Here is a 21,341-nt window from a genome sequence, read left to right as displayed (position 1 = left end):
TTATAGGAAACCAAATATATCTCTTAATCCGTTTACTACTAGTTCGAACGCTGAATCAGTACGCTTCGGTGTTATCGTAATAATATCACCTGACTGCGCTTGGTTACCCTGCGAGTCTTGTGAAAGCACTCTGAGATGATAAACGGCTGAAGGATCAAGCTCAGAAATAACTACGAGGTGATTTAGACTCAAATCAGTATTAACTCTGGTTCTCTGGGTATACTCCGTACTATTTCCGATACCGTACTCTACCTGCGAGGTTGCGTCTTCATCTGTATTCCACGATACAACAAGCTGGGCTGTGCTTGTCCCATCCTCTGTTACCACTATAGAACTCTCTACACTCACATCACTGATCAATGGAGGTCGAGTATCTGTTGCTGTTGTAAATACCTGCTCAGAAGAGAGTGCCTCATTTCCCAATCTGTCGACACCTGAGACGATAAGTCCGTACTGTGTCTCAGCTTGAAGGTTAGATATCAAAAGCTGATGCTCACCTTTAATTAACTCTATATCAACTTCCTCAAGCCTATTCACTGGATCACTGGTCGGATAGTAAGAAACTACACTGGTAATCTCGGTGTTGCTGTCCCAGGTGACAACAATCGATGGTTGGGCACTATTTTTAACCTGCTGTATGCGGATATTTGATACTTGCGGCCGCGGAAGCGTCTCAAAGCTGAGAACTACACCTTCATACTCATTCCCTTCAGGATCAAATGTATTTATTTTATAAAAGTATTTAGATCCATCATCCAGACCCTCAATGTTTACGGAATAAGTAGACCTACTAGTGGCTGTCGAGATCTCCTCAGCCCCTCCAAACGAAGCCGATTTGCCATAATATATCTTCACTGCGGAAGCATTCTGTACTGTAAATCTTAGTGTAGCGAAATTAAGGCTAACTCTTGTAATCGCAGGATCTGTCACAACAGGTGCTGGCTGGGTCACGAATGATTGTTCATCTGATATTCCAAGGTTTCCGTCCTCGTCTGACCATTTAGCTCTATAGAAGTATTGTGTGCCTGGGCGAAGATTGATTAATCTTATTTCATGATCATTAACCTGCTCACCTTTTGAAGGCTCCTCATCAAAGTACTCACCTGAAGCAAGCCCGTACTGCACCTTGCTGTCAGATCCACGCCCGGTTGTCCATGTAATGAGCGCGTTAGTGGTGCTTAGTTCAACAACTTTCGGGCCACTCACTAGGTCGGCGGGCTCTGTATAGCTCCCTCTTGGAATTATTGATACGGAAGTCGAGAATGTCGGCGACGCTATTGACTCATCACTTGTGTCGTAGACCCCAACACGATAATAGTATAGCTGAGACTCAGGGACTATATCCGTATGAGCCAAACCTGGGGTGGTTGCGACGGTGGTCCAAGAGCTATCATCAGGACTTCTTTGTACGATGTAAGTAAGCTGACCTGTCCCTTGATATCCTGGAGCTTCCCACACTATCGTTGACCTCCAAAGCTCGTTTGTCCTGACAGAGCTATCTGTCACGAAGAGATTCTGAACAGGATCAGGCACCGTTGAATCTAAGGTATACTCGCCACATAGGCTATTTGATGCTGAATAGTTATTCTCATTATCGACTGCTACGACACATACACTATTGCTGCCACGAACCGATCCGGTCAGTTGTCCTGTAGGCACTGTGGTCGACTCCGTTGGTATATAGATAGAGCTGTTGGTGCTTAGTGTCGCAAAATTGCTCGGGGGAGTCCTGTTTATCATGTAGTAGTACGATTCAATTGTATTGCCATCTGTAGGATTTGCCTCTGGCCATGATAGCGAGTACGAGTTTACAGTGTTCGTTGATGGTGTAATGGTGATCTCAGCGTCAGGCGCAAATTGCGGTGCTTCTCCACCAAATTGCAGCACACCCGTTACGTGCGAAGAAAGATTCCCGGCGCTATCGACTGTCCTTACATATATTATATTATTCCCTATTGCGATATCTTCGCCATCTATCGCGTCCGAGAGCGTGTGCTCGTAGGTCAGGCCGTCATCAGGGATGTAATATATCCCAAGAGCTGCGTCATAATCTGTCCCTCCCCAATCCGTGGTCGAGTTTATTGAGTATTGCCACCCATGTACACCGGAGAGCTCTTCACCGTTATAGAGATCGTCTGAGGCAGCAGCACCAGCCGATGGCCAGCTAAAGAACATGTCATCTACCGAGCCAAACACCGTATTAGGCACGCTAATATAGTCAACATTCTTCGGCACAGCGCTATCAAATCTGAAGCTCAATAGATTTTGGAATCCAATGCCACTGTAGACATTGCCAGCAAAGTCTATAGCCTTTAGAGATAGATAGTATCGTTGCCCAGACTCAAGATCTAAGCTCCCAAGTGTCGACAGATCAAATGCCTCACCTGAGACAATAAATGGGCACGATGGGTGTGTGATCTCGCTGTCAGCAGGGTTTAAAATACCCGAAGATGTCTCAGGATCATTGTTTGGGGGAGGGTCAGACAGCCCAACCTCGTCCAAAGCTGCACAGTAACCCATTACACCACTTCCAAGCGCATCGTCGTCAGCAGCATCCCATACGATTGTCGGATCAACCCTCACCCATGAATCCGGATCACCGACAGATAATTCTACATTTGTCGCATTTGTAGTAGGAGCAAGGTCATCTCGAAGATAGCTAAGCGTGAATGTCTCTAAGGCCGGACTAACGGCCTCATCACCAGTAGTTAATGTCGCACGGATCTGGATGTACCGATGGAATCCTACAGCCACACCAAGGTTGCCGAGGTCATCAGCTGTAAGTATAAACGGTGAGGATGTTGCCACACCAAGTGTTGTATATGAAGCAGCTTCAAGATCTTCTAGGTCTTCTGCTGTTCGGATCTGAAATGTTACATTCTCACTTACGGTTGCGCCTGTCAGATCTGCTTCAAATGCGGTCGATGACGGAGTCCCATCCCCCCATCCTCCATTCCACACTATATCTATTACATCGCCTGCTTCACTCGAAGACTCCCAGCTTCCAGAAGGTGCATATAATACCTGCTCAGCACCGACAGTAGGCGCTGGCTCTGGATAGGTGTACTGACGCATATGAGCATAGGTCCAGTTCATGAAATCATACACAGCAAATTTGCGTGTATATGAGTACACAGGCATATCACAATCCATATACCACTCAGCACCGACATAGATACTTTGATCACCGGTTCCAAAGCCTAAATGATATACCTCATTATTGACCGAGGTCGCTGTACCAGTAAACACTACAGCATGTGTATCTGAGTCCCTTACTGTACATGTGGCTGGATATATTGAGGCTATAGCTATAGCGATTGTTTGCGTTGCAGCATGTCCAAAGGTCGTTCCCATATTTTCAATTTTACCCAGATAGACACCGTCGTTAGAGCTGCCGCCACCGCCGGAAGGTATCGCTGCAGTAGTTGGATTGCTTGAAGTCACCTTGTAGGCAGGTGGATTCCCAATTGGGCTTGCTACGGAAGTAGTAAGTATATATTGAGAGTTTGCTGCGACAGTTTGCATTGTTGGTGATGCTGAGTTCGAGAAATATATCGTATGGTCAACACCTGACAGGCCTGCATTAATTATGTTCGATGTACCACCAGTACCTACATAAGTGCCGCTCTGAATTGGTGGAGTAACCAATGCTGTTCTATAACCACCGGAATAAGACACCTTGCTCAATAGTAATATTGGCGCACTACTCACTACTCGATATCTACCAAGACCACTAGTCACGCAATCATATGAAGTCCCTGATGAAGTCACAGAAATACCTGAACATGTCAACACTCCATTGAAATATATATCAACGGTTGCGTTACCCCAAGGAGCTATCGCGAATATGCCTATGGATCCTGCCCCACCAGCGGGTTGGACTAGATGGAATTCTGTACCCGCCCACGAGATTGGTACAACGGACTCAGAAAAACTGCCCCCACGAGTCACCTGAAACAACCCCTTGGATGTAAATGGCTGAAAAGCATTCACATTTAGGATATTTAAGACTCTTTCACCTTTGTCCACATCAGTATAGGTAGTACCATTATGTGTAATGCTATTATCATCGACAAGCGACATAAGCTGTGTATTAGCAAGCCCTGTCAGAGTTGTATCCAGTAGATATCCTACTGTCTTCTCGGTTGAATATGTGAAGGTCGCTGCCTCGTCTTTTCCTTCTGCTGCTTCTGGATTTCCGTAGTACATATTTAATGTGGTACTCCCAGATCCAGGAATTGACGGAGTCTTAACATAGACGATCGTATTAGCAGTATTACATGTTCCTGGACCTATCCAATAAGACACCTCTACATCTGATGAGTCAGTAAACCTCAAATCGTCACAATCATCCTGCAATTTCCCTGTCGATATCAGCGAGGCAGTATCAAGATCGTCTATCACAACCTGGTACTCACTTAGCGATGTCGCATTACCGCTGTTATCAACAGTAATCTCACGATGGTACCCTGTACCATCTGGTCCGCCACTATTCGTAAGCTCAATATAAGAATTCGCACCTGTATCAATAACTTCAGTTGAGCTTGTCGTTCCGGTCAAAAAATCTGTGTCAGTCTCATATACAACTGTATCAAGAACAACCGCTTCCGACTGAGTCGAGAGCTTATTAAACAGCCAAAATGCAAGTGCAAAAAAAGCTGCAGTGAAGATAAATGTAGCAGCAATTCTAATATTTTTCCTATTTCTGCTCGTACGAGACAGCTTTCTGGGCATGATTTAGGCGCAAAAAATCAAGATTCAATTGCATCCATAGTAACCCGTACAGCTTGAAATTACAAACTTTGCATCGCTATTATTCCAGCGTACCTATCTGCAAACCGGCGAGTATTGCCTTGGCTGCAGCAGAGTGAAAACCCTCACCACCTTGAGTGTTGAATTTCTCGGTCGCATCAACACCGCACGCTTCCAAAATCTTATCCCCACCCGGGTGTGAGAGTATGAAGCTATTTAGCTCATACACCTTGCCATCAATTACTGTCCAACAATCTTCCTTACTATTGTGCAGCGCCACCTCTGCCATGCTAATGCCCCTTTCCTCAGAACCAAGCACATCATCATTCTGCGGTGCAGAGACAATCAGGTACACGCCCAGCGCACCGACAATCACGGCAAACATAGAAAATCCGGCAAGCATCCCTTTCGACATATTAAAAAAGCAGTAAATAAATTCTGGAGACAGTATACCTTTTTTTATCTAAAGGACTGATTAATAATTGGGGAAAACGGCTTGTCATCTGACTTATATCCCGGTAGTACAGTATCTGTACAGGTACCAGGCACCATATTAACCACATGACCTTCACTATTATCTGATGCTGAGAATACTAGAGAGCGTTCAGCATATATAAACCAGACCATCAGCAGTGGTAGGAAGGCAAACAGAAGCAATTTCCTGTAGTTTACCTTGAGAGAGATTATATCAGTAAGAAAATCGACCCTCCCGACATTTGAGTCCTCAAAAAAATAGTTAAGCGAGAATTTACTGTTGAACTTAAATGTGCTATTTGAGACTTTCAGCATCGCCGAAAGAAGCGGCTGATTTGAGCCGAGCCTCTCAACCACATGTGCATCTGCCTTCGCTTCAGAAATCTTCTCCCAGTTCAGCTCTCGAATTATCCTGGTTGATAACCCCGGGAGTGAAAATTGGAACAATCTTAACAGGCTCTTTTTCAGGTTGTCTTTACTGTTAATATGCGATTCCTCATGCAGTATGACAGCCTCGATCTCATCCTTTGTTAATTTCTCGAGATACCAGTCGGAGATATAGATTTTTGGATTGAAAAGTCCATAGGTGAAAGCCAATGGATCATCCGATCTAATCCTGAAATATCTGCCATTAAATCCTGCCGTCTCGAGCGACTTCACAAAGCTGTATGTGCGTACTTGGTTAATTATTGCAATCGTAATCCCTCTGAAGAGGAATATAAGTGCGGCTGCAAGGACGATTACATGTATTGATGAGCTTCCGAGTCTTGCAAGCAGAAGATTGCGAGCAAAATCCATGCATTGTATGCCCAGAAGGTACAGCGAATTGTACAGCTCGATCGAATAATGCACCTTCACAGCCTGAAATAACGCCAGCAGCAGCGTAGCATATGCCACTATTATCACCACCAATCCGATAAATGAGTGTCTTTCGATTTTTACTAGCTCTTTGTAGCTACTTTTCATCTATTGCTTTCTTTAGTTTACGGATGCTTTCCGGGTCGTCTGCCAGAGTATCTACAAACTGCGAAATTACTAGATCCCCGTAATCATCGAACAGCGTCGAAAATACTTTTGAAAGGTTCTTTTTCAAGAAACTTTCTTTGCTCTTAGCGCAGCTGTACTTATACGCTTTCCCAACCTTCTCACGCTTTAGTAGTCCCTTACCCGAGAGTCGTACCAAGGAGGTCATGATTGTCGTATATGCATACCCCTCACCTATTCTTTCAAGAACCTCGGATGGTTTCAACGACCCCTTCGATTCCCACATTACATGCATTATTTTCTGCTCTAGTTCTCCTAGAATCACTCTAGCCATAATTTTTATAGTTTAATTTATGATGTGCGGATATATCTCAACCGCAAGCTATTAGCCACCACGGATACTGAGCTCAAGGCCATCGCAGCACTTGCGATAATTGGCGAAAGAAGTATTGGAAACAGTAGTCCTGCAGCTACTGGGATCGCCACGACATTGTATCCAAATGCCCAAAAGAGATTTTGCTTTATCGCCTTCATAGTAGCCTTTGATATCTTGATTGAGTCGACTACTTTGTCCAACGTACCGTGTACAAGCACGATGTCACCTGATTCAATTGCCACATCTGTGCCAGTACCCATCGCGATGCCGATATCGGCCTGTGCCAGTGCAGGAGCATCATTTATCCCATCTCCAACCATTGCTAGCACCTCGCCTTTTCGCCTATTCAGATCGCTCTGCAGTTTAATTATGATATCCAGCTTCTCCTCCGGTAGGACTTCTGCTATAACTTCGTCGATACCCACTTCGTCTGCGATTTTCTTTGCTGTTTTCTCATTGTCTCCAGTTAGCATCACCGTCTTAATCCCCATGCTGTGCAGCCTTTCAACAGCACTAGCCGAGCTATCCTTAACTTTATCTGCAATAGCAAAGATAGCCACCGCCTCCGCATCTATAGCTGCTACGATGACAGTATTGCCCTCTTCTAGCATCTGTCCAAGCCTCTCCTGAACCCCTTCAGTGGATACCGAATTTTCCGACATCATCTTTGGATTCCCTATCAGCACAGATTTTCCATTTACCATCGCTTCGACCCCGCGACCCTCCACAATCTTAAATTGCTCAACATCAACCTTGCTGACTGAAGCACGGTCATCTTTTATAAATTCAACAACTGCCTCTGCAAGCGGATGCTCTGATTTGCTCTCGACTGAGTAGAAGACCTTGTAGATATTCTCTTTATCTACACTGTCGGCTAGATAGTGCGATACAACTTCTGGCTCTCCTTTCGTAATCGTTCCGGTCTTGTCGAAAACTATCGTACTGATATTACATGCAGTCTCAAGAGCTTGAGCATCCTTCACCAGTATGCCGCTAGTAGCAGCCTTCCCTGTACCAACCATCACTGCAGTTGGAGTTGCCAAGCCAAGTGCACAAGGGCAGGCTATTATTAACACAGAGATGAGAACATAAACCGCAAGCTGTGTAGCATCTGCACCAACACCGATAATGCCTAGCTGCGGAGCGACAAAGATCCAGAATAGAAATGCAGCGAGTGCAATCACAATGACAATTGGGACGAATATTGAAGAGATTTTGTCCGCAAGCTTCTGAACCGGTGCTTGTGTAGCTTGTGCATCTTCTACAAGCCTAATGATCTGAGCAAGCACTGTATCGCCACCTACTTTGGTGGCTTCAAATTGGATGCTCCCTGTTTTATTTATTGTCGCGCCAATTACGACATCTCCTACAGCCCTCTCGACTGGTAGCGATTCACCAGTAACCATTGACTCGTCGATCGTAGTTGCGCCATTAGTTATCCTGCCGTCTACAGGGACCTTGCCTCCCGGCTTTACTATTACTGTATCTCCCAAAGCCACCTGCTCAATCGGCACTGTGACCTCTTCACCATTGCGAAGCACGATAGCTTCCTTTGCCTGCAATTTAATGAGGTTCTTAACCGCTTCGCGCGTGCGATTTCGTGCGCGCATTTCAAGCAATCTACCTAGCAGTATGAAAAATGTAATAAACACCGCCGCTTCATAGAACAGCTCTAGCTCACCCGTGACTCCTTCAAAAAGTTGCGGCGCAAATAGTACGATCGTTGAGTAAACCCACGCAGTAAGAGTGCCCAAAGCAATTAAGGTATCCATATTTGCACTGCGGACTTTTAACGCGCTCCATGCGCTCTGGAAAAACTGCTTACCACCTATAAACACGATCGGGGTGGCAAGTGCAAATTGGATTAACCACAAAATGGAAATCTCAGTCATCCCAGTCTCTACCATCCCAAGCATATCCATAGGAAACTCAATTATCGAAAAGCTCACCAAAAACATTGCTACCATGTACAGGAAGAATGGTATCGAAGCGATTCCGACCCATGCTACTGTCCTCTTCAGATGGTTATACTCGCTAAGTTTTAACTCCTCGAGATGGGCTGCGTGCTCACCTGCTGACATCTTGGTCGTATGTTGGCTGTGCTCATGCCGATGATGGTGCCCTGACATATGAGCTTTCTCGACTTCAGGGGGAGAAGCAAGAATAACTTCGCCGCTCACATTTTGAATTAACTGATAGCTCCCGCCGCTCGCAACTGCCTTTTTAATATCATCTAAGCTTGCTACATCATTGTCATAACTCACTGTCATCTTTTCAGCAGCATAATTTACAGCTACCTCCTTCACACCTTCAACTTTTGAGACAAGTCTTTCAATTAGACTCTTGCAAGAGGCACAGTGCATCCCGACAATTGGGTATGATTCTTTGATTAGCATCTGATCAAAATGTAATTTTAGTTAATTTTGTCGCCCAGTGAGTACTCACCTGCAGCGCTAATTGCCTCGGCGATATCGTCCATCAGATTTGCGAGTGATTCGGGAACTGTAATTGTGCTATTCCCAAGGTCAACAGTACAGCCAAGTAGCTCTCTATCTTCAAGCTCCATGCCTATTAGCTTTGCACATGACTCACAGTGCATGCCTTCGATAAGATAGGTGGCCATTTTCTTTACGACCGTTAGCTTAAATTGCTTCTACATCCATACCTACCATTCCCATCCAACAAGTGATAGTGTAATTCCCTGGTTCCTCCGCCCTAATTATCTGCTCTACCTCGTCACCCTCTTGTCCCAAACTGAGTGGTCCCTTGAACAGGCTACGGCTGATAAGCGAGCTTGTACATCCTGATGCCCCATCATTCTTTACCTTCAATAGTACATTTTCGCCGGCAGGGATCTGGATCTTCGAAGGGCTAATATCACCACCGCTTACCGAAATTGACACCTCGGAATCTGCCTGCGCATCTCCTGTAGGATTTGACCCGCTATCAGCTGGTCCTTTGGCAAATGCCAGAAGCAGTATGAACAACATAGGCACCGCGACGAAAATACCCAATACCACCAATGTTCCTCTTTCAATTTTTATATTCATATTATTTATTAACTTAGCTTAGTAAAATCGTATTCCCACGGCATTATTAAATTGTAACTCACCATAAAACTTACAAATAGAAGCAGGTATATAAATGCCAGCATCAATCTGTAAATCTTCGCCATAGCCCCATCAACTCGCTTCACATACCCAAGATTGCGGATTATCAATGTAATCAGAGTCGCAAACATCGTTAGAAACACGCCGAATTCAATCAAGCTGTAGATATCGGTAACCGATGATAGGCTTGGCACACCAAGCACTTTGAATTGCGCATTTATGCTTGCCAGTCCAAAGTAGACCACTACATAGCCAGCAACTTTTGTAAAATAGCTTCCAAATCTGACGCTCTTATCCGAGTATATGCTTAATACTGAGATTCCGATCAAAGCTGGAAGTGTACCAAGTGCAAACAGCAACATCACAAGTGCACCAGTCAACGGATCACCCGAAAGCACTGCCGCTGTCATCGCCAAGGCTGTAAATCCACAAGGCAGGAAAATCGTCATCATACCAACCAGGAATGGAAACACCTTTCCGTTGAACTTCGATTCATCAACAAACCTATCTGTCACAAACTTCGGTGCTCGTATCGAGACACCACGGAACCTCTTCCATCCAAGCATCTGACCACCAAGTGCAAACATCAACACTCCGACTGCAAGTACAAGCAGCGAGCTCATCTCAAGCGAAAGTCCAAATCTGCTACCGAGCAATCCAAGCAAAGCACCGAAAAGTGGGAAGGCAATCAGCCTACCGACGTTGAACATAACATATGGAATAGCCCTCAACTTTGTATCATTGCTCTTGTTGTTAAGGGCGTTCCACTGTTTGCTCATCGAAAGCAGGAGGCCTCCCACTAATGATGCACAGCTTGAGAAACCAGCAATCAGTCCAGTAATCAAAACTACGAAGTATGCCGAAAGAGTCCAATCGACTCCAGGCTCCATCAATGACTCTATCCCTGTACTAAGGAGTCCGCTGCTTTGCAGCATCTCCTCAATGCCGAAAAAGAGAAGTAAAAAGCCACCGGCCATAGCGATAATCGCCACGCTTCTTTTCAATGCATTTGAATCAATCTGAAGGTTTCCAGACTTATCAAACTGGAATGTCTTCTTCTCATGGATAATATCCTCAGGAGTAGTACTGAAGTAATATTTATCTTCTTTAAAGAGCTGGCTCATTTTCTCAGGATCTGGAGCCGTGCCTTGATAGCTAACTCTTACCACTCCATCAGCCAACGACGCATCGACCGAGCCCACATTTTCATATTTTTTTAATATCTTCTTTTCAATCAACAGCTCGCAAGCAGCACAGTGCATCCCATCAACATAGTACTCACATGTCTCGTATTTCTGTTCTTTGCTGCGTGAGCTCTGCTTTTTTGTCTTAGCTACATTCTTCTTGCCTTTGCTTGCCATGAACGGTTTTTTGAAAATTTAGGACTTCACACAGAAACAGTATCGTATCATTCAAGCGAAGTCCACTACTACACTTGTAGTAGGTTACCACCGAGCCATACAGGTGTAAATGACTTATAGTGAGATCTTAATCTGTAGTTACACTGGTTACTCTAATGTTGCCAACCACCACATTAGCAGTAGCCCTAAAGCTGCCAGTAAAGCATAAGTGCCGAACCTGACTGGCCTATTCTCATTGCGAATCTCGGGGAGTAGATCGGTCAATGCGATATAGAGAAACATCCCGGCAGCGACTGGGAATAGATATCCTCTCAAGCCATCAATGCTATTGATATATAGCCATCCGATCATTCCTCCTGCGATCGCAGAGAGTGCCACAATGATATTTGCCACAATCGCTTTCTTCCTTGAAAATCCACCGCGAATCATTATCGATATGTCAGAGATCTCTTGCGGAATTTCGTGCACAGCCACTGCGATAGTGGTCGACACCCCTAGCGCCGGATTTGCAATAAAAGCACCCGCAATAATCAAGCCGTCTAAGAAATTGTGGAAGATATCCCCAATAAGCGAGAGATATGTGACCGAAACCTCCCGATGCTCATGCATATGCTCTTCGTCATGCGCAAGCCCACAGTGGTGCCAATGTATGAATTTCTCAAGCACCAGTATGGCAATTATCGTAATTGCGAATATTAGCGAGAATGTAGTTGGATCAAGCATCTCGACCCCTTCTGGTAGTAGATGGAAGAGTGCACCTCCAAGTAGCGTGCCAGCCGAGAAAGAGATGAGGTAGTTGATGCTGCTCTTATTTGCAAGCGGTTTGCTTGAGACAATCAGCCCGGCAAATAGTGCGGGCAGGCTAACTATGGTTGTAGCGAGAAGGATGGTTTGAAACATATGGGATTATAGCAGAGCTGGGAGCGCTCCACATCTGTTATAATTCAACATGCCAGACTGCATATTCTGCAAAATCGCAAAAAACGAAATCCCATCCTACCGCCTATATGAGACCGACAACTTTATCGTCATGCTAGATGCATTCCCGAAGGCTGAGGGACACACACTGATCATCCCGAAGGAACATTACCCACAGGTATGGGATGTGCCGGCAGAGCTTTACCAGGAATATATGGATATCGTGCGCAAAACAGCCATCTCACACAAAGAGAAAACAGGATCACAGTTTAGCTATTCTATGATTGCAGGCAACCAGATTGCTCACGCTCACATTCATGTGATTCCCAATATCGGGAAAGACTTCATGGAGATAATAGATACCCCAGCTGAGAAGATTGACCCTGAGCAGGCAGAACGACTCTTGGTGAAGCTGAAAATCAGCGAGTAAGTCTTACATTGCCATTGCGCGATTCTTATGTGGGGCATTCCATCTCTCACGCCACACATACACACCGTCGGACATACCACTTCGGGTCTTTGAGAAGATTTCTGAAAGGGTGTTGTATAGATCCTCTAACGATGAGGAGTTCGTTACGGTAACCCATGCAGGCACTCGGTCGAATCGCTGAGATAGGTCAGCATTCTTTTTCTTGACATATGTCTTGCGGATTTCAGGCGTGGCTGTTGCGAGGAATTCTAAATTGCTTACTGCATTAGCTCTTCGCTCTATGTCTTTGAGAGCTGCAGAGTCTGGGCGACTTGGCTGGACTACGACAAAATTTTCTAATTGCCTGGCTGCACGGTCTAGGTCTGCATCACTTAGCAAAGATTTGACTATAAGATCTTCCTTTGTGAATGGCTGATATATCAGACTCTCGACGAGGTAACCTCCAATTGCTGTATTGTAATCTGTGCCATCGTCTGCGATAGCTTCCCTCAGCTCTGGGTAGAGAGATGACACCATTTCATAGACCGATATACTCTCAAAATCTCTTTGTAGGAAGTGTATCATTGAGCGCATCTCTTCAAGATATGTGTCTAACTCGGAAGGTAGAAGCAGGGTGCTATCTACTACTGTCGCATATCCAGACAGCAGGGAAAACACAGCTTGGTGTGCCATCATTTTGTATACAATCTTGCTTGGGATATGTTGAACCTTGCTTTTAATCTCTTCAAGCTCATCCCCACCCTTTGTAAGAGTGTCGATGTTTGAGAAGTAGCCGAGGTGGACAGCAATCAGCTTCTTAAGAAAATCGGAACGGATAACTCTGGTTCTCTCCCCGTCCAGCTCTTTTATGACAGAGATCATCTGTCCTACCGTGCTTTTACCGTCACCAATATTGCCACGGAGGAAAATTAGCTCATACTCGGAGACATTTTTCTTATTGTTCGCATAGATTGTATAGCTTTGGCGCATTTCGCGTGCAATTATCTTATTTGAATTACGGATACTGCTATATCCGTATCCATTAATAATATCGGTGTACACTTCACCACCTTGCGGGTTAATATATTATAAGACTGGGGAAAATTAGCGAGTATAGCCAGTAGCTGCAATATGGTGACACATTGTAACGCCGCAGTTAAACGAATATGATACGCAAATATCTATACTTGCTAATAGGTAGATAAGGAGAGTGTTACTCACTCTTTAGATTATTCACCAGGCCTTTAACCCAAATTTCTAACTTTGCCGAGACCTCCTGGGTAAACTCACCATCAATCTTGAAGGTCTCACCTATCGCCGTACCACCGCTTTGCAAAGCCCTTTTCTTTAACAGATCAATGCCCTTACAGAATAACTCTTCCCCATAGCTCATGTCACCAAGCCCGATGAAGCCAAAGCGTTTCCCGGTTAAATCAACTTGAAGCAGCCCTTCGTATAACTCAAGATACATATCATTTAGCTGACCATTATTCCAAGTAGATGTGGCCAGTATGAAATCCCGTCCTTGTAGAAATATATCATTGTGAACCTCTTCTGCCTTGAAAAGCCCACTGTCCAAGTCAGCATCATCCAACAACTCGCTGACTTTTTCGCACACTATTTCAGTATTTCCTGTCGATGAAGCGTAGATAATTTTTATCATGCTGACCAACTATGAGATATTGTGTTACTCGATAATAACAGGAATTACGTTAAATTTTAATATTTAACTGATACGATTGCAGAGCGGCTTTAACTTTCTCTAGGTCAGAAGTCGTGGCTTCAGCGGTATTTTCCAGATCATATTTGCCAAATAGCTCAACCCACTTATACTTCCCTATCGATACATAAGGCAACAGTTCGAGTAATTCAAGATTTTTGATTCTACTAACAAAGCCTCCCAATGTTTTGATATGTGACTCATCATCAGTCATACCTGGGATTACTACAAATCGTATACGAATCCCAGAGCCTAGATTCTGGTTTGTAATTGCATCATCAAGGGTTCTTAAATTTTCATGAATTACGCGGCTACTTTTCCCTGTTAATTGCATATGTTGCTCGTCATCCATATGTTTCAGGCTTACCATCCATAGATCAATATATGGGACTAAAGCCTCAACAGCTCGTTCCCCAGCATACAAGGATGTCTCAACCGTAACGTGAACGTTAGCTTCATGGAATTTCTTCACTAACTCCTGTAAAAATAAGGGCTGACCTAATGGATCACCTCCACTTATTGTTACACCTCCTCGAATACCATCTGATTTCGATCCACCCCAGTAATCTTTATACTTCATAACTTGCTCATACAGCTCTTCGACCGTAACATCTTCGCCCCTGTCGGTTAGTGTCGTATCAATACTGTGGCAAAACTTGCACCGTAGCGAACAGCCTTGCAGAAAAACCACTGTCCTCAACCCTGGGCCATCCAATGTTCCCATACTCTGTATTGAGTGAAGTACACCTTTCATTAAATTCATCTTAAATCTTATTTACGACTATTTCACCGAACTAATCCATGCTGCTGTGGAATGTCCTCGCAATTACCTCATCCTGCTGTATCTTGCTGAGGTTGTTGAAATTTACAGCGTAGCCACTCACCCGAATCGTCAACTGTGGATACTTTTCAGGATGCTGCTGGGCGTCCAACAGTGTCTCTCTGTCAAAGACATTTACATTTAGATGGTGGCCATTATTTCCCACGAAGTATCCGTCCATCATCTGTACCAGATTTGAGATTCGTTCATCGCTATCTTTGCCTAGGGATGAAGGCACGATTGAAAAAGTATTTGAGACCCCGTCCTGGCAGGCAGCATATGGGATTTTCGCTACAGAGTTCAATGATGCTATCGCACCGTTCTTATCCCGGCCATGCATTGGGTTTGCTCCTGGAGCGAATGGGACCCCCGACTGCCTACCATCTGGTGTAGCGCCTGTCGCCTCACCATATACAACATTTGATGTAATTGTTAACACGGACAATGTATGAACCGAATCACGGTAAACCTCATATTTCCGGAGACATTTGATAAATTCTTCTACTATTTCTACTGCTAAAGTATCGACCCGATCATCATCATTTCCAAATGCAGGAAATTCCCCCTCGATTAGGTACATCTCGGCTACTCCTCTATCATTCCATACTGGACGAACTTTCGCATATTTTATTGCGCTTAATGAATCAACTACGACTGAGAGACCTGCCACACCGAAAGCCATAAACCGCCTTATATCCATGTCGTGCAGGGCCATTTCAGCCGATTCATAATGATATTTGTCGTGCATGTAATGTATTACATTCATTGCAGCGACATATCTTTGCGCGAGCCAATCAAGCAGCTCCATAAATCGTGGATACACTTCATCAAACTGTAGATACTCCTGCTGATTTAACGGCTTCATACCCGAGATCACTATATCGCCGCCCGGCTCAATCTTTTCCTTATTGTGAGTCTTTGGTTCCTCTTTACCACCATTAATTGTCAGCAGAAGAAGCTTGGCCAGGTTGGCTCTAGCACCAAAAAATTGCATATCTTTACCAATCGTCATGCCTGACACACAACAAGCAATCCCATAATCATCTCCATAGTATGGCTTCATTAAATCATCATTCTCATACTGGATTGAGCTGCAAGCTATTGATTGCGCTGCGCAGTAGTTTTTCCAATTTCTTGGAAGCTTATCGCCCCATAGTACAGTGAGGTTTGGCTCAGGGGCGGGACCGAGGTTGGTCAAGGTATGGAGGAATCTAAAAGAGCTCTTGGTCACCATATTTCTTCCATCAATGCCTGTGCCGCCAAGCACCATTGTTACCCATGTCGGATCACCAGCAAATAGGGCATTGTATTCTGGTGGGCGGAGATGCTTTACAATCCTCAGCTTAATTACGAAATCGTCGATCATCTCCTGAATTTGCGACTCATTATATTTGCCTTCAGCGAGATCTCTATCAATATATATATCCAAAAAGGCATCTATCCTGCCCAGCGACATCGCAGCACCATCCTGCTGTTTTACAGCAGCAAGGTATGCAAAATAGAGCCACTGTATTGCCTCTTTGCTATCTTCTGCAGCTCTGCTAATGTCGAAGCCGTACATTTTCGCCATCTCTTCCATTTCATGAAGTGCGGTGACCTGATCTGAAAGCTCTTCTCGTCTCCTGATCGTGTCTTCATCCATCCTCTCGACATCCCTATTCAACTCACTTTCTCGCTCTTCGATCAGCCTGGCCGTACCGTACAGCGGAACTCGCCTGTAATCACCGATGATCCTTCCCCGTCCATAATTATCGGGCAATCCAGTGATTATATGCTTGCTCCGCAATAGCTTAATCTCGGGAGAATAAGCATCAAAGACCCCATCATTATGTGTTTTCCGATACTTATAATAAATCTTTGAAACTTCTTCAGGGATTTTGTACCCATATGCTTCTGCTGCCTGCTCAACCAGCCGAATACCGCCATTCGGCTTAATAGATCTCTTAAGTGGAGCATCTGTTTGCAATCCTACGATAAGCTCTTGATCGCGGTCGATATAGCCTGCCTGGTGGCTTGTAATAGTTGATGGGGTGTTTACATCGAGGTCTAATATTCCCTTCTGCCTCTCGAGGTTGATAAGCTCCAGCACTTTTGACCAGATCGCTTCTGTTCGGACTGTTTGTCGCGCTAAGAATGACGAATCCCCTTCATAAGGTGTGTAATTTTTCTGGACGAAGTCGCGTACATCTATGTGGCTCGTCCACCTACCCTGTTTGAATTGCCCCATGTCAGGTGGTTTGGACAGATTACTGATTGATATTAGCACTAGGGATGATCGTATACAACAAGTGTGAATCCGCTTCCTGGTCACACAGATAATAAATACGTGACATTTATTTAAGGATTCCGTACTATGGAGTAGCTAATGTAAATCAATCAAGTAATATTTATGGACGATACAAAGAACACAAGTACAAATTCACAAAACGCACCGGATGGAGCTTCAACTGCAACTCCTGTTACTCCTACACCTGTAGCTACGTCAGCGGTAACATTATCAGCAGATACTTCATCAGCTTCTGCTACCACCGCTACTTCTGCTGCTACACCAACACCAACCGCTGTGCAAGCACCAGTTACTTCAACTTCAGCCACAGCTGCTCCGGCAGCACCACCTACACCAGCTCCAGTCGCCGAGCCTGCAAAAACCACAGTGGCCACAACAGAACCAGCCTGAGCCAGTCGACCACACCCACGCCGCCACACTACAACGGCTACAACCGCACCTACCACAGCCGCAGCCCCAACACCAGCTGCCACTCCTACGCCGGCACCATCTACACCAACTCCACCACCTGCTGCAGAGCCAGTGAAGGATAAGCCACTCCATGTCTCGGCGCCTGCTGGTCCTGCGACACCTGAGTCAACTGATGCAGCTCCTAAGAGGAGCAAATTAATGAGCCTGCTTCTTGCCCTGGTAGTGCTGATATTGCTTGGACTGGGTGGGTATATTATCTGGAGTCAGTTTCTTGTAACTGATCCAACTCTTGATGACGCAACCGAGGAGACGACTGAAGAGTCAACAGATGAGACTGAGATAGAGGACGAAGCATTGACAAAAGATGAGGCACTTGAAGAAAATGAAGACTCAACAATTCCTGCAGACAATGGAGGCATATAGATAGTCCCAGTTAAACCACTGGCTTAAAACCATTCCTGCTCCAATGCCACAACACTGGATGAATCTGCATCGGAATAAAATCGCTGCCACTCAACAGCTCTTTCCATGCCCGTTCGATCTCCATCGGATCTGCTGAGTCAATCACTCCGAGCACTGCACTCGCTTTTATCACATGGGTGTCGGGAATTATCGAAATATCTTCTTTGCCAGATAGCTCAACATCAGTGAATTCGCTCAATATGAACAACCAGTAGTTAGACATCTTTGGACCATTCAAGTATGGAAATGACTTCTTTTCGGAGATCAATTTATCTTTAATCTGTTTCACCGCATGACCACCTGATGCCAACAGTTTGCGTGGGTCAGATTCATATTCATTGAACAAAGTTTGTGAGATTCCCCACCAGATCTTGGAGTGATTGTTTATTTGGAGCGACAACTTGTGCTTTGCAAGGTCGTTCTGAAATTGGACATATTCTGCTTCAACGACTTTTTCAGGATAGAAAAGGTAGTTGGTTTCCGGATCATTAAAAGTCGCCAATGCTGATTGCCACATTGCAGGTGAGCTTCTTTGATAGTTTAGCGGGACGGTCAGAGTGAAATAGAGATAGTTGTCGCGGGATGATTTATCTAGATCTGGATATACTTCGTGCACTTCAGGGCGAGGAATCTCACCACTTTCGTACAGTTCAACAAGCTTAGCAATTTTAGACAGGATCGCTGATCTCTTCATTAATAATCTTGAGCCAGAGTATTTATTTCCGAGAATGAGAGGATGTCAGGCTCGTAGTTGTTCATTAACTCAAAATCATCAAACATGTCGTATTCTTTTGGGTCGAATGACTCGACATTTATCCAGAAATTCTCTTGATGTGGGGTCTTTGTAATCAAATTACCATAAGTATCCTTAATCAGAAATCTGTAGAAAAGATTATCCTGCAGATACTCACCCTCCACATTGTGGCGTAGCTTGTGATAAACATTTTCTAAGATCACTGCCTTTGCAAGCAGGCCGGTTTCTTCGTACAGCTCTCGACGCGCAGCCTCTTCTAACTCCTCACCAAACCGTACTTTGCCGGTTAGTCGACCGACTTTGCCATAGTATGGCTGCCTCAATCTACGACACACCAATTGCTCAACAACCCCTTCATCATTTTTGCGCAGGATTCTTAGCAGCACAGAGGTCTTCGGCTGACGTTCGATAAACTCGACATTGTCGTCCATCATGTTGGAGCAATCTTTACCCTTATCAGTAAGCCGATATTTATTTTGCGATTTCTCAACCATTCCGAGGTCAATCAGCTTCTTCAGGTGGTAGTTCATATGCTCACTTTCTAGACCCTCGATCAGAAGGTCGTTAAAGCGCGCGTCGACTACATGGCTTAGCTTGCCAAGAATTTGCTTCTGGAAATCGTGAAGTTTTATATTGATGTTCTCCATAGTCGGATCATATTCGACCCGGCTAGAAGAATCAACTGAAATCAACTTTAGCGAGCTTTCGTCTACTCAATTTGCAGCCTGCATCCCCTAGTTGATGTATAATTCACTAAACTAATGAGCACAGATGCATTACTTTTAACACCTACCTATCTTGAGCATATTTTGGAAACATAAGCTAGATAAAGTCGAGAGGATAGAAGATATAACCTCACTACCCAAGTACTCTCACACTTTTTTCTTTAGATATATAGGGCCTTTCAAGACTTCATTCCTAGTACTAAGTTTCGTAGCGGTAATTACTGCTCTGTCTAGTTTCTACGCTACATATTTGTTGAGCGACCTATTTTCAAACATAGAGAACATCGATGTGCATGTTTTAATCACTCACTATTTGCTATTCTATTTTTTTGCCAAATCTCTCAGCGAGGTTGCTGGATATTTCATACGGAAATACTCAGAGGCTTTTCCACAGATGTTCTCAGATTACGCGAGAATCCGAATCTACAGGAGCATACTCGATTCGAATTTCCATAAGATGATGGGCTACTCAAACGAGAAGCTCATGCAGATGATAAATAAGTACCTGTCAGGAGTGTCCCATTTCCTCAACCAGTGGGTGTGGGGAATACCTTTTCTGCTAACAAACTTCATAATCGTTGTAATTATCTTGGCACAGCAAGGCCCATGGATACTTGCATTGAATCTACTGTATTTTACATTTTTTATTGCATATTCATTCCGCATTTCAGCAAAATTTAGCACACTTGCAAATGCGCACTCGGAGCAAAGCATAGCTTCTGACACCCGCATAACGGAAATGATTCTGCAGCTGACAAGCATCAGACGGATGCTTATACCAGATTACATGATAACTGCGAGTCGCCTTGAGACCTCACTAAAATGGGACCGGTTAAAAGATGTAAGAGATTTCCACGCCAAAAGGTGGCTAATTCAGCTCAACCTCTTTAATTTTCTGTTTATAGCCACACTTTTCACGGGTATCTACCAGGTAATTTCTGGCGAGCTCGAGATAGGTTTCGTGCTACTCATTAATTGGGCATATTCGCAGCTTTGGGGGATAGTTGTATTTATTATTGAGTATTATGCATCAATCGTTGAACAGCGGGTGAACGCAAAAATTGTAAATCGTGAGCTAGCTGAGATACTTTCATTCCCTGACGCAGACAAGAAGCTTCCATTTCCTGAAGAGTGGAATAGCATCCAGTTCAGCAATGTGACCACGAAGTTTAAGCTGTCGGATGGGAATTTGCTAAACATAAGTATCCCGAATTTTGAGCTAAAACGAGGAGAGAAAGTTGGTGTCGTCGGTAAAAGCGGATCAGGGAAAAGTACCCTCATCAACCTACTACTCGGCCTGCTTGATTATGACGGTGAGATAAGTATTGATGGATCACCCATAAACCTACACAGGGTAACAAGAGGTGACCTCTGCCTAGTTTCAAATGACGACCATATCTTCAATACAAGTTTTAGAGAGAACATTCTTCTTGGTGAGAAGGAAGACCCTTTCGATCTCGACAGGGCACTCAAAATCTCAGAGTCATACGATTTTATCAAGGACTTGGATGAAGTTATTGGAACTCAACGAGTAGGACTGTCAACTGGACAGAAACAAAGGCTTAGACTAGCAAGAGGTATATACCGAAACGCTAGGATATACCTCTTAGATGAATCTTTTAACGGGATCGACGAAAAGAATAAATCCGAGATCAGACACTCCCTAAATGAATTTTTAGCCGATAAAACCGCCATTCTTATCACTCACAACAAAGATGAGCTTGAGATCGTCGACACGATTTACACTTTTGAAGACGGAGTCTTGGTTAAGCAGTAAT

19 protein-coding genes are annotated in these 21,341 nt (G+C 44.4%); 3 read left to right on the top strand and 16 right to left on the bottom strand.

Features of this window, described 5'->3' with window-relative positions; genetic code table 11:
* From QY318_03575 to QY318_03535, 9 genes are all read right to left on the bottom strand, one after another.
* The gene (locus tag QY318_03575) at positions 1–4,734 is read right to left on the bottom strand and encodes a DUF2341 domain-containing protein (GenBank protein ID WKZ30903.1); all 4,734 of its coding nucleotides are present in this window, start codon (positions 4,732–4,734) and stop codon (positions 1–3) included.
* Between the two features lie 79 nt (positions 4,735–4,813).
* Positions 4,814–5,167: a cytochrome b5 domain-containing protein gene (locus QY318_03570; GenBank protein WKZ30902.1), complete on the bottom strand. Its 354-nt coding sequence runs from the start codon at positions 5,165–5,167 to the stop codon at positions 4,814–4,816.
* 44 nt (positions 5,168–5,211) lie between these two features.
* Positions 5,212–6,192: a M48 family metalloprotease gene (locus QY318_03565; protein WKZ30901.1), complete on the bottom strand. Its 981-nt coding sequence runs from the start codon at positions 6,190–6,192 to the stop codon at positions 5,212–5,214.
* Positions 6,182–6,544 carry a BlaI/MecI/CopY family transcriptional regulator gene (locus QY318_03560; GenBank protein ID WKZ30900.1) on the bottom strand — a complete coding sequence of 121 codons (363 nt, stop codon included), beginning with the start codon at positions 6,542–6,544 and terminating at the stop codon, positions 6,182–6,184. The genes QY318_03565 and QY318_03560 overlap by 11 nt, the downstream gene beginning before the upstream one ends.
* A gap of 17 nt (positions 6,545–6,561) precedes the next feature.
* Entirely contained in the window at positions 6,562–8,982 is a 2,421-nt protein-coding gene (locus tag QY318_03555; GenBank protein WKZ30899.1) for a heavy metal translocating P-type ATPase, read from the bottom strand.
* A gap of 17 nt (positions 8,983–8,999) precedes the next feature.
* Positions 9,000–9,209, bottom strand: a complete 210-nt coding sequence (locus QY318_03550) for a heavy metal-associated domain-containing protein (GenBank protein ID WKZ30898.1) — start codon at positions 9,207–9,209, stop codon at positions 9,000–9,002.
* Positions 9,210–9,228: 19 nt separating this feature from the next.
* The gene (locus tag QY318_03545; protein ID WKZ30897.1) at positions 9,229–9,636 is read right to left on the bottom strand and encodes a cupredoxin domain-containing protein; all 408 of its coding nucleotides are present in this window, start codon (positions 9,634–9,636) and stop codon (positions 9,229–9,231) included.
* An 8-nt stretch (positions 9,637–9,644) separates the two neighbouring features.
* Complete coding sequence (locus QY318_03540; GenBank protein WKZ30896.1) at positions 9,645–11,057, bottom strand: sulfite exporter TauE/SafE family protein; 1,413 nt, start codon at positions 11,055–11,057, stop codon at positions 9,645–9,647.
* A 147-nt stretch (positions 11,058–11,204) separates the two neighbouring features.
* A complete protein-coding gene (locus tag QY318_03535; GenBank protein ID WKZ30895.1) occupies positions 11,205–11,957 on the bottom strand; it encodes a ZIP family metal transporter in 753 nt (250 codons plus the stop codon).
* Positions 11,958–12,006: 49 nt separating this feature from the next.
* Between QY318_03535 and QY318_03530 the strand changes: the two genes are divergently transcribed.
* Complete coding sequence (locus tag QY318_03530; GenBank protein ID WKZ30894.1) at positions 12,007–12,405, top strand: HIT domain-containing protein; 399 nt, start codon at positions 12,007–12,009, stop codon at positions 12,403–12,405.
* Positions 12,406–12,408: 3 nt separating this feature from the next.
* Here the strand turns inward: QY318_03530 and QY318_03525 are convergent, their stop codons facing one another.
* From QY318_03525 to QY318_03505, 5 genes are all read right to left on the bottom strand, one after another.
* Positions 12,409–13,374 carry a hypothetical protein gene (locus QY318_03525; GenBank protein WKZ30893.1) on the bottom strand — a complete coding sequence of 322 codons (966 nt, stop codon included), beginning with the start codon at positions 13,372–13,374 and terminating at the stop codon, positions 12,409–12,411.
* 223 nt (positions 13,375–13,597) lie between these two features.
* Positions 13,598–14,047 carry a flavodoxin family protein gene (locus QY318_03520; protein WKZ30892.1) on the bottom strand — a complete coding sequence of 150 codons (450 nt, stop codon included), beginning with the start codon at positions 14,045–14,047 and terminating at the stop codon, positions 13,598–13,600.
* A 49-nt stretch (positions 14,048–14,096) separates the two neighbouring features.
* Complete coding sequence (locus QY318_03515; GenBank protein WKZ30891.1) at positions 14,097–14,858, bottom strand: radical SAM protein; 762 nt, start codon at positions 14,856–14,858, stop codon at positions 14,097–14,099.
* A 40-nt stretch (positions 14,859–14,898) separates the two neighbouring features.
* A complete protein-coding gene (pflB, locus tag QY318_03510) occupies positions 14,899–17,151 on the bottom strand; it encodes a formate C-acetyltransferase (GenBank protein WKZ30890.1) in 2,253 nt (750 codons plus the stop codon).
* Positions 17,152–17,300: 149 nt separating this feature from the next.
* On the bottom strand, positions 17,301–17,816 hold the full coding sequence (locus QY318_03505) for a hypothetical protein (protein ID WKZ30889.1): 516 nt from the start codon (positions 17,814–17,816) through the stop codon (positions 17,301–17,303).
* A gap of 4 nt (positions 17,817–17,820) precedes the next feature.
* Here QY318_03505 and QY318_03500 point away from each other — a divergent pair, with 4 nt between their 5' ends.
* Positions 17,821–18,045, top strand: coding sequence for a hypothetical protein (locus QY318_03500; protein ID WKZ30888.1), 225 nt, complete (start codon positions 17,821–17,823; stop codon positions 18,043–18,045).
* A 10-nt stretch (positions 18,046–18,055) separates the two neighbouring features.
* Here the strand turns inward: QY318_03500 and QY318_03495 are convergent, their stop codons facing one another.
* Both QY318_03495 and QY318_03490 read right to left on the bottom strand, forming a co-directional pair.
* The gene (locus tag QY318_03495; protein ID WKZ30887.1) at positions 18,056–18,778 is read right to left on the bottom strand and encodes a hypothetical protein; all 723 of its coding nucleotides are present in this window, start codon (positions 18,776–18,778) and stop codon (positions 18,056–18,058) included.
* Complete coding sequence (locus tag QY318_03490) at positions 18,778–19,485, bottom strand: NUDIX domain-containing protein (GenBank protein ID WKZ30886.1); 708 nt, start codon at positions 19,483–19,485, stop codon at positions 18,778–18,780. Before QY318_03490 ends, QY318_03495 begins: the two co-directional genes overlap by 1 nt.
* Positions 19,486–19,636: 151 nt before the next feature.
* On the opposite strand from QY318_03490, the gene QY318_03485 reads away from it, so the two are divergent.
* Complete coding sequence (locus QY318_03485; GenBank protein ID WKZ30885.1) at positions 19,637–21,340, top strand: ABC transporter ATP-binding protein; 1,704 nt, start codon at positions 19,637–19,639, stop codon at positions 21,338–21,340.
* The last annotated feature ends 1 nt before the right edge of the window (position 21,341 follow it).

The sequence above is a fragment of the Candidatus Dojkabacteria bacterium genome (assembly GCA_030583845.1).
Classification (GTDB): domain Bacteria; phylum Patescibacteriota; class Dojkabacteria; order SC72; family JAHDCA01.
This window is presented reverse-complemented; position numbering and strand designations above follow the sequence as displayed.

Coding starts and splice junctions, on each gene's coding strand:
- QY318_03575 (WKZ30903.1), bottom strand. CDS start 4,734: ATGCCCAGAAAGCTGTCTCGTACGAGCAGAAATAGGAAAAATATTAGA.
- QY318_03570 (WKZ30902.1), bottom strand. CDS start 5,167: ATGTCGAAAGGGATGCTTGCCGGATTTTCTATGTTTGCCGTGATTGTC.
- QY318_03565 (WKZ30901.1), bottom strand. CDS start 6,192: ATGAAAAGTAGCTACAAAGAGCTAGTAAAAATCGAAAGACACTCATTT.
- QY318_03560 (WKZ30900.1), bottom strand. CDS start 6,544: ATGGCTAGAGTGATTCTAGGAGAACTAGAGCAGAAAATAATGCATGTA.
- QY318_03555 (WKZ30899.1), bottom strand. CDS start 8,982: ATGCTAATCAAAGAATCATACCCAATTGTCGGGATGCACTGTGCCTCT.
- QY318_03550 (WKZ30898.1), bottom strand. CDS start 9,209: ATGGCCACCTATCTTATCGAAGGCATGCACTGTGAGTCATGTGCAAAG.
- QY318_03545 (WKZ30897.1), bottom strand. CDS start 9,636: ATGAATATAAAAATTGAAAGAGGAACATTGGTGGTATTGGGTATTTTC.
- QY318_03540 (WKZ30896.1), bottom strand. CDS start 11,057: ATGGCAAGCAAAGGCAAGAAGAATGTAGCTAAGACAAAAAAGCAGAGC.
- QY318_03535 (WKZ30895.1), bottom strand. CDS start 11,957: ATGTTTCAAACCATCCTTCTCGCTACAACCATAGTTAGCCTGCCCGCA.
- QY318_03530 (WKZ30894.1), top strand. CDS start 12,007: ATGCCAGACTGCATATTCTGCAAAATCGCAAAAAACGAAATCCCATCC.
- QY318_03525 (WKZ30893.1), bottom strand. CDS start 13,374: ATGCGCCAAAGCTATACAATCTATGCGAACAATAAGAAAAATGTCTCC.
- QY318_03520 (WKZ30892.1), bottom strand. CDS start 14,047: ATGATAAAAATTATCTACGCTTCATCGACAGGAAATACTGAAATAGTG.
- QY318_03515 (WKZ30891.1), bottom strand. CDS start 14,858: ATGAAAGGTGTACTTCACTCAATACAGAGTATGGGAACATTGGATGGC.
- pflB (WKZ30890.1), bottom strand. CDS start 17,151: ATGGGGCAATTCAAACAGGGTAGGTGGACGAGCCACATAGATGTACGC.
- QY318_03500 (WKZ30888.1), top strand. CDS start 17,821: ATGAGCCTGCTTCTTGCCCTGGTAGTGCTGATATTGCTTGGACTGGGT.
- QY318_03495 (WKZ30887.1), bottom strand. CDS start 18,778: ATGAAGAGATCAGCGATCCTGTCTAAAATTGCTAAGCTTGTTGAACTG.
- QY318_03490 (WKZ30886.1), bottom strand. CDS start 19,485: ATGGAGAACATCAATATAAAACTTCACGATTTCCAGAAGCAAATTCTT.